Here is a 14,792-nt window from a genome sequence, read left to right as displayed (position 1 = left end):
CCGAGTTCCTCTTGCAGAAGTATCCTGGCGAGCCGTTATCTTAAGCACAAGCGTGCCTGGCCCGGCCAGTCACACCTATTGATAGAAGTAGGTAGCCTACTGGCAACGAACTGCTATGATCCCTCGGCGATCTTCAGACATAACGATAAAGACCAGGAGTGATGTATTGCCTTTCTCCGGCGCCTCTTCCCGCTGGCTGCAGCGGTACGCCCCGGCCCTTCTGGCTGTTGCCCTGATCATCGCCATGAGCATCAGCCTCGCCTGGCAGGCGGCCGGCTGGTTGCGCCTGCAACGCAGCCCGGTAGCCGTCGCCGCCTCGCCGGTCAGCCACGAGTCGATCCGCAGCGATCCGACCCGCCTGGCGCGCCTCTTCGGCACCAGCGCCCAGGACCCCAACGCCCCGCCACCGGCCACCAACCTCGACCTGGTGCTCAAGGGCAGCTTCGTCCAGAGCGATCCCAAGCTGTCCAGCGCGATCATCCAGCGCCAGGGCGACAAGCCGCACCGCTACGCGGTCGGCGGCGAGATCAGCGACGGCGTGAAGCTGCACGCGGTCTACCGCGACCGCGTCGAACTGCAGCGCGGCGGGCGCCTGGAAAGCCTGCCCTTCCCGCACCGTTCCGGGGGACTGCTGGCCAGCGCGGACGACATTACAAGCGAGAACGACTCGATCGAACAACTGCAAAGCCTGCAGGATGAGAACGCTGCAGCATTGCGCGAGCGCCTGGACGCCTTGCGCCAGCAGATGGAAGCCACGCCCATCGCAGAACCCGCCGAAGAAGACTCGAGCGAGCCCACGACCACGCCTACGGAAAGCGACTGACCCGATGTCCCAGCCTTTGCTCCGCGCCCTGTTTGCCCCTTCCAGTCGTTCGTACGTTCCCGCCGTCCTTCTCAGCCTGGCCCTCGGCATCCAGGCGGCGCACGCCGAAAACAGCGGCGGGAACGCCTTCGTCCCAGCCGGCAACCAGCAGGAGGCGCACTGGACGATCAACCTCAAGGATGCCGACATCCGCGAATTCATCGACCAGATTTCCGAAATCACCGGCGAGACCTTCGTCGTCGACCCGCGGGTCAAGGGCCAGGTCAGCGTGGTCTCCAAGGCCCAGCTCTCGTTGAGCGAGGTCTACCAGTTGTTCCTCTCGGTGATGAGCACCCACGGCTTCACCGTGGTTGCCCAGGGCGACCAGGCGCGCATCGTGCCCAACGCCGAGGCCAAGACCGAGGCCGGCGGCGGCCAGAGCGCGCCGGATCGCCTGGAGACGCGGGTGATCCAGGTGCAGCAGAGCCCGGTATCGGAACTCATCCCGCTGATCCGTCCGCTGGTCCCACAATATGGCCACCTCGCCGCGGTGCCCTCGGCCAACGCGCTGATCATCAGCGACCGCAGCGCCAATATCGCGCGAATCGAAGACGTGATCCGCCAGCTCGACCAGAAGGGCAGCCACGACTACAGCGTGATCAACCTGCGCTACGGCTGGGTGATGGACGCCGCCGAGGTGCTCAACAACGCCATGAGCCGCGGCCAGGCCAAGGGCGCGGCGGGCGCCCAGGTGATCGCCGACGCGCGCACCAACCGCCTGATCATCCTCGGCCCGCCGCAGGCGCGCGCCAAGCTGGTGCAACTGGCGCAATCGCTGGACACCCCGACCGCGCGCTCAGCCAACACCCGGGTGATCCGCCTGCGCCACAACGACGCCAAGACCCTCGCGGAAACCCTCGGCCAGATTTCCGAAGGAATGAAGAACAATGGCGGCCAGGGCGGCGAACAGACCGGCGGCGGCCGACCGAGCAACATCCTCATCCGTGCCGACGAAAGCACCAACGCCCTGGTCCTGCTGGCCGACCCGGACACGGTCAACGCTCTCGAAGACATCGTTCGCCAGCTCGACGTGCCGCGTGCCCAGGTATTGGTGGAAGCGGCCATCGTCGAGATCTCCGGCGACATCCAGGATGCCGTCGGCGTGCAATGGGCGATCAACAAGGGCGGCATGGGCGGAACCAAGACCAACTTCGCCAATACCGGACTGTCCATCGGCACCCTGCTGCAATCGCTCGAGAGCAACAAGGCACCGGAATCCATCCCCGACGGCGCTATCGTCGGCATCGGCAGCAGCAGCTTCGGCGCGCTGGTCACCGCGCTCTCGGCCAACACCAAGAGCAACCTGCTGTCGACCCCGAGCCTGTTGACCCTGGACAACCAGAAAGCGGAGATTCTGGTCGGCCAGAACGTACCGTTCCAGACCGGCTCCTACACCACCAACAGCGAAGGTTCGAGCAACCCGTTCACCACCGTGGAGCGCAAGGATATCGGCGTCAGCCTCAAGGTCACTCCGCACATCAACGACGGCGCGGCCCTGCGCCTGGAGATCGAGCAGGAGATCTCGGCCCTGCTGCCCAACGCCCAGCAGCGCAACAATACCGATCTGATCACCAGCAAGCGCTCGATCAAGAGCACCATCCTCGCCGAGAACGGCCAAGTGATCGTGATCGGCGGCCTGATCCAGGACGACGTTTCCCAAGCCGAGTCGAAGGTTCCCCTGCTCGGGGACATCCCATTGCTCGGTCGCCTGTTCCGTTCCACCAAGGACACCCACACCAAGCGCAACCTGATGGTCTTCCTGCGTCCTACGGTGGTCCGCGACAGCGCCGGTCTCGCCGCGCTCTCGGGCAAGAAATACAGCGACATCCGGGTCATCGACGGCACTCGCGGCCCGGAGGGACGACCCAGCATCCTGCCGACCAACGCCAACCAGTTGTTCGATGGACAGGCCGTCGATCTGCGCGAACTGAAGACGGAATAACGGCGCCATACCGGCAAGGCGGCCTCATACGAAAAAAAGGCGCTGCTCCTTTCGGAACAGCGCCTTTTCCGCATCTCCCCACCAACTCAGTCGAGGTAGATCATTTTCCGGGTCATGCCGCCATCGACCAGGAATTCCTGGCCGGTGACGAAACCGGCGTCCTCGGAGAGCAGCCAAGCCACCAGCGACGCGACATCCTCCACCGTTCCGACCCGGCCGACCAGGTGCTGGTCGTGGTCCAGCTCGGTCAGCGGCGCAGCCTCGCGCTCGGCGGCCTCGCGGGTATCGATCCAGCCGGGGCTGAGCGCATTGACACGGATATCCGGGCCCAGGCTGGCGGCCAGGGCATGGGTCAGCGCCAGCAACCCGCCCTTGCTCGCGGCGTAGGCCTCGGAGTCAGGCTCCGACTGGTGGGCACGAGTCGAGGCGATGTTGACGATGGCGCCATTGTGCGCGCGCAGATAAGGCGTGCAGTACTTGGCCAGCAGCATCGGACCGGTCAGGTTGACCGCCAGGGTCCGGGTCCACTCGCCGAGACTCAGCGCCTCCAGCGGCGTATTGCGCGGATTGGCGATGGCGGCGTTGCAGACCAGGCCGTCGAGGCGGCCGAACTGACCGAGCACCTCGGCCACGCTCATCGCCACCTGGCCCTCCTGGGCCACGTCCATGGCCACGAACCAGGCGTGCTCGCCCAGCGCCTCGGCCACCCTGGCCCCGCGTTCACGGTCGTTGTCGGCAAGCACTACCTGCCAGCCCTCGGCGATCAGCCAGGCACTGATGCCCAGGCCAATGCCCCGGGCCGCCCCGGTGACCAGGGCGACCTTGCCGTTGCCTCGCAGGTTGGGTTCGATCACAGCGCAGCCAGCCCCCGAGCCATGTCGGCCTTGAGGTCGTCGAGGTCTTCCAGGCCGACCGCGACCCGGATCAGGCTGTCGCCGATCCCGGCGCGCGCGCGGTCCTCGGGGGACAGTCGACCGTGGGAGGTGGTCGCCGGGTGGGCGATGGTGGTCTTGGTGTCGCCCAGGTTGGTGGTGATCGAGACCATCCGGGTAGCGTCGATGAAGCGCCAGGCGGCATCGCGCCCGCCCTTCACGTCGAAGCTGACGACCGCGCCGAAGCCGCTCTGCTGGCGCCGGGCCAACTCATGCTGAGGATGGCTCGGCAGGCCCGCGTAGTAGACCCGCTCGATGCCCGGCTGGCGCTCCAGCCATTCGGCCAGGGCCAGGGCACTGGCGCTGTGCGCCTGCATGCGGATACGCAGGGTTTCCAGGCCCTTGAGGAACAGCCAGGCGTTGAACGGGCTGAGGGTCGGTCCGGCGGTGCGGAGGAAGCCGACCACTTCCTTCATCTGCTCGCCGCGACCGGCGACCACCCCGCCCATGCCCCGGCCCTGGCCGTCGATGTACTTGGTCGCGGAGTGGATCACCACGTCCGCACCGAGCTTCAGCGGCTGTTGCAGGGCCGGCGTGCAGAAGCAGTTGTCCACCGCCAGCAGCGCACCCTTGGCGTGGGCGATCTCGGCCAGCGCGGCGATATCCACCAGCTCGGCCAGCGGGTTGGATGGCGACTCGACGAAGAACAGCTTGGTATTCGGCTTGCACGCCGCCTCCCAGGCCGCGAGATCGCTCAACGGCGGATAGTCGACCTGGATACCGAAGCGCTTGAAGTACTTGTCGAACAGGCTGATGGTCGAGCCGAACACGCTGCGCGAGACCAGCACGTGGTCGCCGGAGCTGCACAGGCTCATCACCAGGGCGAGGATCGCCGACATGCCCGACGCCGTGGCCACCGCCTGCTCGGCTCCTTCGAGGGCGGCGATGCGCTCCTCGAAGGTGCGTACCGTGGGGTTGGTGTAGCGCGAATAGACGTTGCCCGGCACTTCGCCGGCGAACCGCGCGGCCGCGTCGGCGGCGGTGCGGAAGACGTAGCTGGAAGTGGTGAACAGCGCCTCGCCGTGCTCGCCCTCCGGCGTCCGCCGTTGCCCGGCGCGAACCGCCAGGGTGTCGAAGGCCGCGCCTTCCAGGTCGCTGTCGAGACGCCCGGCATCCCAGTCCTGAGTCATGCCGCTCTCCCCTTTGTCAGTCGTTGTACAGATCGATGATCGCGCTGACCGCCTGGCTCTTGGCCTTGGTCGCATCGTTGCGCGCCTGTTCGATCCGGCTCAGGTAGGCCTCGTTGACGTCGCCGGTCACGTACTCGCCGTCGAACACGGCGCAGTCGAAGTGATCGATCTTGATCTTGCCGCCGCCGACCGCGTCGATCAGGTCGGGCAGGTCCTGGTAGACCAGCCAGTCGGCGCCGATCAGCTTGCTGACGTCCTCGGTGCTGCGATTGTGCGCGATCAGCTCGTGCGCACTCGGCATGTCGATGCCGTAGACGTTGGGGTAGCGCACGGCCGGCGCGGCGGAGCAGAAGTAGACGTTCTTCGCCCCGGCCTCGCGGGCCATCTGGATGATCTGCTTGCAGGTGGTGCCGCGGACGATGGAGTCATCCACCAGCATCACGTTCTTGCCGCGGAACTCCAGCTCGATGGCGTTGAGCTTCTGCCGCACGGATTTCTTCCGCGCCGCCTGGCCGGGCATGATGAAGGTGCGGCCGATGTAGCGGTTCTTGACGAAGCCCTCGCGGAACTTCACGCCGAGCCGGTTGGCCAGTTCCAGCGCCGCGGTGCGGCTGGTGTCCGGGATCGGGATGACCACGTCGATGTCGTGGTCGGGACGCTCGCGGAGGATCTTGTCGGCAAGCTTCTCGCCCATGCGCAGGCGCGCCTTGTACACCGAGATGCCGTCCATGATCGAATCCGGACGCGCCAGGTAGACGTGCTCGAAGATGCACGGCGCGTACTTCGGCGCCTTGGCGCACTGGCGGGTATAGAGCTTGCCTTCCTCGGTGATGTACACCGCCTCGCCCGGCGCCAGGTCGCGGATCAGGGTGAAGCCGAGTACGTCCAGGGCCACGCTCTCGGAGGCGATCATGTATTCGACGCCATTCTCGGTATGCCGCTGGCCGAAGACGATCGGACGGATCGCATTGGGGTCGCGGAAACCGACGATGCCGTGGCCGGTGATCATCGCCACCACCGCGTAGCCGCCGACGCAACGGTCGTGCACGCAGGAAACCGCGGCGAAGATGTCCTCCTCGGTGGGCTGCAGCTTGTTGCGCACCGCCAGCTCGTGGGCGAACACGTTGAGCAGCACTTCCGAATCGGAGTTGGTGTTCACGTGGCGCAGGTCGGATTCGTAGATTTCCTTGGCCAACTGCTCGACATTGGTCAGGTTGCCGTTGTGCGCCAGGGTGATGCCGTAGGGCGAGTTGACGTAGAACGGCTGCGCCTCCGCCGAGCTGGAGCTGCCGGCGGTCGGGTAACGCACATGGCCGATGCCGACGCTGCCGATCAGGCGCTGCATGTGGCGCTGCTGGAAGACGTCGCGGACCAGGCCGTTGTCCTTGCGCAGGTACAGCTTATCGTCATGGCAGGTGACGATACCGGCAGCGTCCTGGCCGCGATGTTGGAGGACGGTGAGCGCGTCATACAGCGCCTGATTGACGTTCGACTTGCCCACGATACCGACGATGCCACACATGTGACGCAACCCCTACTTGGCTCAAGCTGGAAAGATGGGAAGCGCGATCGGTCCGTCCCGGACCATCGAGCTGACCAGGGCCTCGTGGGCCGCTGGCTCCCGCGAATCGGCGACCTTCGCCGCCGACTGGCTCGCGGCACGTCCTGTGCCGCCGGCGCCGCGCCATCGACGCGCCGCCCTGGAAAACCGCGGGACCCGGCCTCGGCCAGTGTCCCGCCAAAATCACTGGCTGGGAAGCAGCCCGCCGATGCCGCTCGGCGGCGTTATCGGCGCGGCCGGCAACCACTGGCCGGCGAAACCGAGAATGAAGTTCTTCGACCAGTCGGCAACCATCAGGAAATGCGGCATCAGCACCGACTGCTGCCACCAAGGGTCCTGCTGTACCGGGGCCAGGCTGAGCAGGCCGACCAGCAGCACGACCAGCAGTACGCCGCGCGCACCGCCGAAGACCATGCCGAGGAAGCGGTCGGTGCCGGAGAGGCCGGTGACCCGGATCAGTTCGCCGATGAGGTAGTTGACCAGCGCCCCGAGCAGCAGGGTCGCGATGAACAGCAGCGCGCAGGCTGCGATGATGCGGGCCGAGGGGGTCTGGATGTACTCGCCCAGGTGCTGCGCCAGCGCCCCGCCGAACATCCAGGCCACCGCGCCGGCGACTATCCAGGTAAGCAGGGACAAGGCTTCCTTGACGAAGCCGCGACTCAGACTGATCAGGCTGGAAACGACGATGATGGCGACCATCGTCCAATCGACCCAGGTAAATGCCACTATGCAGCCCACAAGCAGAAAAGGCGCTGCATTTTAGCAGAGCGCGCCCGCGACGGTAAGCCGCGGGTCGCGGTCAACCGCGTTCCGGCTGGAAGCGCACGACGAAGCCGTTGAGCTTCTGCTGCTTGCTCAACTGGTCGCGCAGGCGATCCGCCTCGGCGCGCTGGATCACCGGCCCGACGAAGACCCGGTTCATCCCGTCGAAGCTGCGGATGTAGGCGTTGTAGCCCTGGGAGCGCAGGGTCTTCTGCAATTCCTCGGCGCGCGCCCGGTTGGACAGGCTGGCAAGCTGTACCGACCAGCTCTGCGGCAGGTTGTTGGCGTCCAGGCGCTTCTCCGCGGGCGGCGGGCTCGGCGGCGCAGCGGGCGGTTGCGGCTGGCTTGGCGGCAGGCTGGCGGCCGGCGCCTGGGCCTGGGCCTGGGCGGGCGGCTGGGTGGCCGGCGGGGTCGCCGGCAGGCCGCCGATCGGCTGGCTGGGCTGGCCGGCGGCGGCCGGGGAGCCTTCCTCGACGATCTCGGGAGCGATGCCTTCCTCGCCGGGCTGCAGTTCCGGCACCTCGGTCGGCTGCACCTCGACACTGGGCATGGCCGGCGATTGCGGGCGCGGCGGCGCTTCCACCACGACCTGGCGCGACTCGTCTTCGCGGGTGAACAGCATCGGCAGGAAGATCACCGCCAGGGCGATCAGCACCAACGCCCCGACGATGCGCTGCTTCAGCCCTCTTTCCAGCAAGGCCATGATTTACTCCCCCTTATCCGTTCTACGGGCCAGCCATTCCAGGCCTTCGGCCACGCTATAGAACGATCCGAACAGCAGAATGACATCATCCGCGGTAGCCTTGGCGCACTGCGCGTCCAGGGCGGCGGCGATATCCGCATGACTGCTCGCCGGAACCTGGCGCAGGATCAGCGCCGCCTCCAGCTCCGCGGCCGGCCGCGAACGCGGAGTCGGCAACGGTGCAACGGCCCAATCCTGCACCAAGCCGGTCAAGGGTTCCAGTACGCCATCCAGGTCTTTGTCCGCCAGCAGGCCAAAGACCGCCAGGTAGCGTCCTCGTGGCGCTGCGGCACGCAGGCGTTGCGCCAGGTACTGGGCGGCCTGGGGATTGTGCCCGACGTCCAGCAGGAGCTGGCGTGGCTGGCCGTTCCAGGACAGGTCGCGGCGATCGAGGCGACCGGTCACCCGGGTCCGCCGCAGCGCCTCGGCCAGGCGCTCCGCCTGCCAGGGCAACTCGAGCAACGCGTAGGCCTGCAGGGCCAGCGCGGCGTTTTCCATGGGCAACCCGAGCAACGGCAGATCGTGCAGCGCCAGCGCCTGGCCGTCCGCGGCCAGCCCGCGCCAGTGCCAGCCATGATCGGCGAGCGCCAGGTCGTAGTCGCGACCGCGCAGGTAAAGCGGTGCCCCCAGCGCAGCCACCTGCTCCAGCAATGGCTGCGGGGGATCGAGATCGCCGCACAGGGCCGGTTTGCCGGCGCGCAGGATACCGGCTTTCTCGAAAGCCACGCTTTCGCGGGTATCGCCCAGCCAGTCCGCATGGTCCAGGCCGATGCTGGTGATCAGCGCCAGGTCGGCGTCGATCAGGTTGACCGCATCCAGGCGCCCGCCAAGGCCGACTTCCAGCACCGCGAAGTCCAGCCCGGCGCGCTCGAACAGCCAGAAGGCGGCCAGCGTGCCCATTTCGAAATAGGTCAGGGAAATCTCGCCACGTGCGGCCTCCACCGCGGAGAAGGCGTCGCACAGTTGCGCATCGCCGGCCTCGATGCCGTCGATCCGCACCCGCTCGTTGTAGCGCAGCAGGTGCGGCGAGCTGTAGACCCCGACCGACAACCCCTGCTCACGCAGCAGTTCGGCGAGCAGGGCGCAGGTGGAGCCCTTGCCGTTGGTCCCGGTAACGGTGACCACGCGTTTCGCCGGCCTTCCCAGGCCGAGCCGGCGCGCTACCTCGCGGGAACGCTCCAGGCCCATGTCGATGGCCGTCGGATGGAGTTGTTCGAGATAGCTCAGCCAATCGGCCAGGGAACGCTGGGTCATGCGGATACGGGGCTCGGCGAATGAGTGAAGGCCGACAGCAGATTGGCCAGGCGCGGCCGCAACTCGGCACGATGCACGATCATGTCGATGGCGCCATGCTCAAGGAGGAACTCGCTACGCTGGAAGCCTTCCGGAAGCTTCTCGCGGACGGTCTGCTCGATCACGCGAGGACCGGCGAAGCCGATCAGCGCCTTGGGTTCGCCGACGATCACGTCGCCGAGCATCGCCAGGCTGGCGGAAACGCCGCCGTAGACCGGGTCGGTCAATACCGAGACGAACGGGATGCCTTCTTCGCGCAGGCGCGCCAGAACCGCCGAGGTCTTGGCCATCTGCATCAGCGAGATCAGCGCTTCCTGCATGCGCGCGCCGCCGGAGGCGGAGAAGCAGATCAGCGGGCAGCGCTTCTCAAGGGCGACGTTGGCTGCGCGAACGAAGCGCTCGCCGACGATGGCGCCCATCGAACCGCCCATGAAGGAGAACTCGAAGGCGCAGGCGACCACCGGCATGCCCTGCAGCTTGCCGCTCATGGCGATCAGCGCGTCCTTCTCGCCGGTGTCCTTCTGTGCCGCGGCGAGGCGATCCTTGTACTTCTTGCTGTCGCGGAATTTCAGGCGGTCCACCGGCTCGAGGTCGGCGCCCAGCTCCTCGCGACCGTCCTCATCGAGGAAGATATCCAGGCGGGTACGCGCGTTGATGCGCATGTGGTGATCGCACTTCGGGCAGACATCCAGGGTCTTTTCCAGCTCCGGACGGTACAGCACGGCTTCGCAGGACGGGCATTTGTGCCACAGGCCTTCCGGTACCGAACTCTTCTGGGACTCGGAACGCATGATGGAAGGGATCAGCTTGTCTACCAGCCAGTTGCTCATGCTCTTTGTTCTCCAGTGCAAGGTCGGGATGGCCGCACCGATCCGGTGACGGCGTCCCTGAGCAAATTCATCTTCGTGACCGCCGGCAGCGGTGGGCCCCACGGCTGCGAAGCGTTTCGCGGCCTGTCCCATCCCCCGCCTGCGCGGTCACCTGGGCGATACCCGGCGAGCGGCTATCGCGAAATATCTGGCCTCCCTATCGGCGGCCGGGCGTTGTCGCGGAAACGGCGACACGCTAGTGGACGGCGGCGGGCCGCCCGTCGTCACATCATGTCTCGTCGCGGCGCCGCGAACGCACCGCGTCCACGAACGCACGGACCCTCGCCGCATCCTTGATTCCCTTGCTCGCCTCGACGCCACCGCTGACGTCCACCGCGTAGGGCTTGACCTGCTCGACTGCCCTGCCGACGTTATCCGGCGTCAGACCGCCGGCCAGCACCAGGGGTTTGCCCAGGTCGGTCGGCACCAGCGACCAGTCGAACGCCGCCCCCGTGCCGCCGGGCACGCCTTCCACATAGGTATCCAGGAGAATCCCGGCAGCTCCCGGATATGCCGCCGCGCGCCCGACGATGTCGTCGCCGGGCTTCATCCGCAGGGCTTTCAGGTAGGGTCGCCGATGTCCCTCGCAGTCCTCGGCGCGTTCGTCGCCATGGAATTGCAGCAGGTCCAGCGGCACCGCATCGAGAATCTCGCCCAGTTCGCAGCGGCTGGCGTTGACGAACAGGCCGACGCTGGTCACGAACGGCGGCAGGGCACGAACGATCTCCCGCGCCCGATGGATATCCACCGCCCGCGGGCTCTTCGCATAGAACACCAGGCCGATGGCATCGGCGCCCGCCGCGGCGGCGGCCAGGGCGTCCTCGACTCGGGTGATACCGCAGATCTTGATGCGAACGGCTGGCAACGACGGAGAATCCTCGGCGAGTGAGCGACGAACCGCCGGACGGCCGGTCCGGCGGGAATTCTCGATGGTAGCAAAAGCCCGATTCGACGTCAGCCGACGATATCGGGCAATCCGGAAAGGAAATGCGGCCCCAGGTAGCGCTCGGGCAACTCGAACTCCCCGGGGTACTCCACCCGCACCAGATAGAGTCCGTAGGGGTGAGCGGTGACCCCACCGGCGCGCCGGTCGCGCGCCTCGAGCACCTCCTTCGCCCATTCGATCGGCCGCTCGCCGGCACCGATGGTCATCAGGACGCCAGCGATGTTGCGCACCATATGGTGAAGGAAAGCGTTACCGCGGATGTCCAGCACGATCAACCGACCATGCTCCAGCAAGCGCACGTGATGCATGGTCTTGACCGGCGACTTGGCCTGGCACTGCACCGCCCGGAACGAGGTGAAGTCATGGGTGCCGACCAGTACCTGGGCCGCCTCGCGCATCCGCCCGATATCCAGCGGCCGATGGTTCCAGGTGACCTCCTCGGCCAGGTGCGCCGGGCGGATCGGATCGTTGTAGATGGCGTAGCGATAGCGCCGGGCCATGGCCGAGAAGCGCGCGTGGAAATGCGCCGGCATCACCCTCGCCCAGGTCACACTGATATCCGCGGGCAGGTTGGCGTTGGTGCCCATCACCCATGCTTTCAACGGGCGCTCCACCGCGGTGTCGAAATGCACCACCTGGCCGCTGGCATGAACGGCAGCGTCGGTACGGCCGGCGCAGATCACCCCGACCGGCTCGGCGGCAACCTTCGACAAGGCGCGCTCCAGCGCTTCCTGCACGGAAGGCACGCCGGCTTCCTGGCGCTGCCAGCCACGATAGCGGGAGCCCTTGTACTCGATGCCGAGGGCGATTCTGGAAACGCCAGCGGCAGCCGATTCGGCTGCCGCTGGCGGAACAACATCGTTCATGAGGGTCGCTTCATTTCCGGATCAGGCCAGGCGCTCCAGCAACTCGCGGGCTTCCGCCTGCTGGCTGTCGTTACCTTCGGCCAGGACTTCGTCGAGGATATCGCGCGCGCCTTCGCTATCGCCCATGTCGATGTAGGCGCGAGCCAGATCCAGCTTGGTCGCCGCTTCGTCGGCACCGGAGAGGAAGTCGAAGTCATCGTCGGCGTCTCCGTCCAGGGCGGAGGCGACCGCTGCATCCTCGGCGGAGAAACTCGGCGTCGCGCTCTTCGGCTCGTCAAGGTTGCTGGCCAACTCGTCCAACTGCGCACTCACCTCGTCCAACTGGGCGGCGAAACTGTCCTCGCCCTTCTCCGGAGCGGCCGGCTCCGTCGGCTCGTCGGCCAGCGACAGGTCGAAGTCGTCCGGCAGGGACAACGCCGGCTCTTCGGCAGCCTCGGTATCGAGGGTGAATTCGTTGTCGGCGGGCGCCGCGGCGGGCACTTCGTCGTTCAGCGAAAGCAGGAAGTCGTCGTCCGAAAGCTTGTCTTCCGGCGCATCGAGATCCAGGGAGAAATCGCCCAGGTCGTCATGCTTGGGTTGGCTCGGAGTCTCTGCCAACTCCGCGAAATCCAGGCCGAAGTCGAGATCGTCGACAGGCTTGTCCGCCGCGGTCGAGGCCGCCAGGTCCAGATCGCTGTCCAGGGTCAGGTCGTCCAGCGCCCCGCTGTCGGACTTGAGGTCGGCCTGCACGTCGTCGCCGCCCAGGTCGTCCAGGCTCAGGTCGAAGGCGTCGTCGAGATCCTGTCCTGCCGCATCCGGCTTGGCCGCGTGACCGCTGTCGTCGAGCGACAGATCGTCGAGGCTGAAGCTATCCAGCTCGTCCTGCGCCAGCTTGGCGCCGGCCAGGCCGGCAACCGCGGCGACCGCGACCATTGCCGGATAGCGCGACTTGAGCTGCTCGACCTGCGGCTGTGCGCCGCCGATTTCGCGCAGCTCGTTTTCCTGGCGAGCGAAACCTTCGCGATCGCCCATCTCGGCATAGACTTCCATCAGCTTGAGGCGCAGGTCGGTGCGCTGCGGCTCGTCGTAGATGGCGTTCTGCAACAGTTCGGCGGCCTGGTTGAAACGCCCGTAGGCGATATAGATGTCGGCCTCGCCCAGCGCATCGGAAGTCTGCGCGGTGGTCTTCTCGACCTGCGGAGCGACGGCTGCGACCTGCGGCTCAGGCTCGTCGAGGGTCAGGTCGTCGAAGCCGTCCTTTCCCAGGTCCAGCGCATCCTCCTGTTCCTCGCCGGTATCCGCGGCGAAAGCCTGGGCTTCTTCCTTCTCTTTCTGCGCATTGCGCCGCGACAGGATCATCAGCAGCACCAGCAACGCCAGCAGTGCGCTACCGCCGATCACCGCCAACCACAGCGGGTTGGCCAGCAGTTCGTCGAGGAAGCTCGGTGCCGGCTGCTCTGCCGCCTGTACCGGAGCGGGCGCCGGAACGGCAGGTGCCGGAGGCTTCTCGGCAGCTGGCGCGGGCGGCGGCGCCACCGGAGGCTGCGCCGGAGCGGCGGGTGCTTCTCCGGCTGGAGCAGGAGTCGGCGCTGCCGCAGCGGGAGTCCCGGGCTGAGCCGGCGCCTGCGCTGCTGCATTGGGCTGGGACGCATCCGGCAGGGCTGCGTTCGGCTGGGCTGCGCCCTGGCCTTCGGCGCCCAACTGCCCTTGCAGCTTGGCCAACTGGGCGTCCTTCAACTGGATCAACTTCTGCAGCTTGTCCAGCTGGCTCTGCAGATCCTGCATGCGGCTCTGCAGTTCTTCGTTCTCGCGGCGAGTGCTATCGAGGCTTTCCTTGGTCACCGCCAGGGTATCGGCGAGCGCCTTGCTGTCGCCCTTCCCGCCCTTGTCGGCACCCTTGCTGGCCTTGCCCTCGCCAGACACCAGGCGCAGGTTGTCCGTGGCGTCGACCTTGGATGGCGCCGACCCGGCGGCATTGCGCTGGGTCGCATCCAACTGCCTGGCGCCAGCGCTGCCCGCGGCCGGATTGCGGCTGCCGCGCCAGCTCTGGTTCTGCGCCTGCACCTGGGACAGCGCCTCGCGCGGCGAGCGCTCCAGCATCTGCTGTTCGGTGGGAATGCGCAGGACCTGGCCGCTCTTCAGCCGGTTGATGTTGCCATCGACGAAGGCGCCCGGATTCAGTTCCTGGAACGCGAGCATCGCCTGGGGTACGGAAACGCGATCGGTACGGTTGCGCTGGGCGATCTCCCAGAGCGTGTCGTTGGAAACGGTGCGATAGGTGTCGCTGCCTGCCGGCGCGGTGGTACGCACCGGAGCCGGAGCCTGCGGGGCTCGCGGGGCGCCGGTCGCGCGCGGCGCGCTGACCGGCGCTTGCGGAGCGCTTGCCGCGGCCTGCGGGGAGTACAGCGGCGGATCCAGCAGGACGGTGTACTCGCGCAGCAGGCGGCCGTTCGGCCAGAGCACCTGGACCAGGAAGTTCAGGTAGGGCTCCTGCACCGGCTTCGACGAGGTCACGCGAATGACGCTCTTGCCGTTGGGCTTCACCACCGGCGTGAACTTCAGGTCGGTGAGGTAGTACAGGCGATCGACGCCCGCCTTGCTGAACTCTTCCGGCGACGCCAGGCTCGGGATCACCTCGCCCGAACCCAGGTCACGAACTTCGAGCAGCTCGATCTCGGCATCCAACGGTTGGTTCAACGCCGACTTCAGGGTGATTTCCCCCAGTCCCAATCCATGCGCCATGCCGGAAGTCAGGACCGAGGCCGCCGCGATTGCCCGAACCAGTGTACGAAGCCGAACCATAGTGTAATCCCTTGGTTTTAATATCTTTTCTCGTTTCACGAGAGGGAGTGCGTCGGTGCTTGCTGTCCGCTCGCCCAGCCATGCATGGACGGACGCTCCCCGGCAG

12 protein-coding genes are annotated in these 14,792 nt (G+C 66.8%); 2 read left to right on the top strand and 10 right to left on the bottom strand.

Annotation, left to right across the window (positions count from 1 at the left end; genetic code table 11):
- Positions 1-115 precede the first annotated feature (115 nt).
- Both xcpP and xcpQ read left to right on the top strand, forming a co-directional pair.
- Positions 116-823: a type II secretion system protein N gene (gene xcpP, locus ACI766_RS09365; RefSeq protein ID WP_003119750.1), complete on the top strand. Its 708-nt coding sequence runs from the start codon at positions 116-118 to the stop codon at positions 821-823.
- Between the two features lie 4 nt (positions 824-827).
- Positions 828-2,804, top strand: coding sequence for a GspD family T2SS secretin variant XcpQ (gene xcpQ / locus ACI766_RS09360; protein ID WP_003103536.1), 1,977 nt, complete (start codon positions 828-830; stop codon positions 2,802-2,804).
- 86 nt (positions 2,805-2,890) lie between these two features.
- Here xcpQ and ACI766_RS09355 read toward each other — a convergent pair whose 3' ends face one another.
- The 10 genes from ACI766_RS09355 to fimV all read right to left on the bottom strand — a co-directional run bounded on the left by ACI766_RS09355 (position 2,891) and on the right by fimV (position 14,686).
- On the bottom strand, positions 2,891-3,658 hold the full coding sequence (locus ACI766_RS09355; protein ID WP_003103539.1) for an SDR family oxidoreductase: 768 nt from the start codon (positions 3,656-3,658) through the stop codon (positions 2,891-2,893).
- The gene (locus ACI766_RS09350) at positions 3,655-4,866 is read right to left on the bottom strand and encodes an O-succinylhomoserine sulfhydrylase (RefSeq protein ID WP_003113933.1); all 1,212 of its coding nucleotides are present in this window, start codon (positions 4,864-4,866) and stop codon (positions 3,655-3,657) included. Before ACI766_RS09350 ends, ACI766_RS09355 begins: the two co-directional genes overlap by 4 nt.
- Before the next feature lie 16 nt (positions 4,867-4,882).
- Entirely contained in the window at positions 4,883-6,388 is a 1,506-nt protein-coding gene (gene purF / locus ACI766_RS09345; RefSeq protein WP_031689664.1) for an amidophosphoribosyltransferase, read from the bottom strand.
- A 222-nt stretch (positions 6,389-6,610) separates the two neighbouring features.
- The gene (locus tag ACI766_RS09340; protein ID WP_003113932.1) at positions 6,611-7,153 is read right to left on the bottom strand and encodes a CvpA family protein; all 543 of its coding nucleotides are present in this window, start codon (positions 7,151-7,153) and stop codon (positions 6,611-6,613) included.
- A gap of 73 nt (positions 7,154-7,226) precedes the next feature.
- Positions 7,227-7,892, bottom strand: coding sequence for an SPOR domain-containing protein (locus ACI766_RS09335; RefSeq protein WP_016253172.1), 666 nt, complete (start codon positions 7,890-7,892; stop codon positions 7,227-7,229).
- Positions 7,893-7,895: 3 nt separating this feature from the next.
- Positions 7,896-9,185, bottom strand: a complete 1,290-nt coding sequence (folC, locus tag ACI766_RS09330; protein WP_003115014.1) for a bifunctional tetrahydrofolate synthase/dihydrofolate synthase — start codon at positions 9,183-9,185, stop codon at positions 7,896-7,898.
- A complete protein-coding gene (gene accD, locus ACI766_RS09325) occupies positions 9,182-10,054 on the bottom strand; it encodes an acetyl-CoA carboxylase, carboxyltransferase subunit beta (protein WP_003104199.1) in 873 nt (290 codons plus the stop codon). Before accD ends, folC begins: the two co-directional genes overlap by 4 nt.
- 268 nt (positions 10,055-10,322) lie before the next feature.
- Complete coding sequence (locus tag ACI766_RS09320; RefSeq protein ID WP_003104200.1) at positions 10,323-10,958, bottom strand: phosphoribosylanthranilate isomerase; 636 nt, start codon at positions 10,956-10,958, stop codon at positions 10,323-10,325.
- Between the two features lie 89 nt (positions 10,959-11,047).
- The gene (truA, locus tag ACI766_RS09315; protein WP_003091390.1) at positions 11,048-11,905 is read right to left on the bottom strand and encodes a tRNA pseudouridine(38-40) synthase TruA; all 858 of its coding nucleotides are present in this window, start codon (positions 11,903-11,905) and stop codon (positions 11,048-11,050) included.
- A gap of 21 nt (positions 11,906-11,926) precedes the next feature.
- On the bottom strand, positions 11,927-14,686 hold the full coding sequence (gene fimV, locus ACI766_RS09310) for a motility hub landmark protein FimV (RefSeq protein WP_003122265.1): 2,760 nt from the start codon (positions 14,684-14,686) through the stop codon (positions 11,927-11,929).
- Positions 14,687-14,792: the final 106 nt, after the last annotated feature.

It is taken from the genome of Pseudomonas sp. DL, from assembly GCF_047199225.1.
Classification (GTDB): Bacteria; Pseudomonadota; Gammaproteobacteria; order Pseudomonadales; family Pseudomonadaceae; genus Pseudomonas; species Pseudomonas aeruginosa.
Note: the sequence above shows the minus strand (reverse complement) of the source record. Positions and strands in the feature narration are given on the sequence as shown.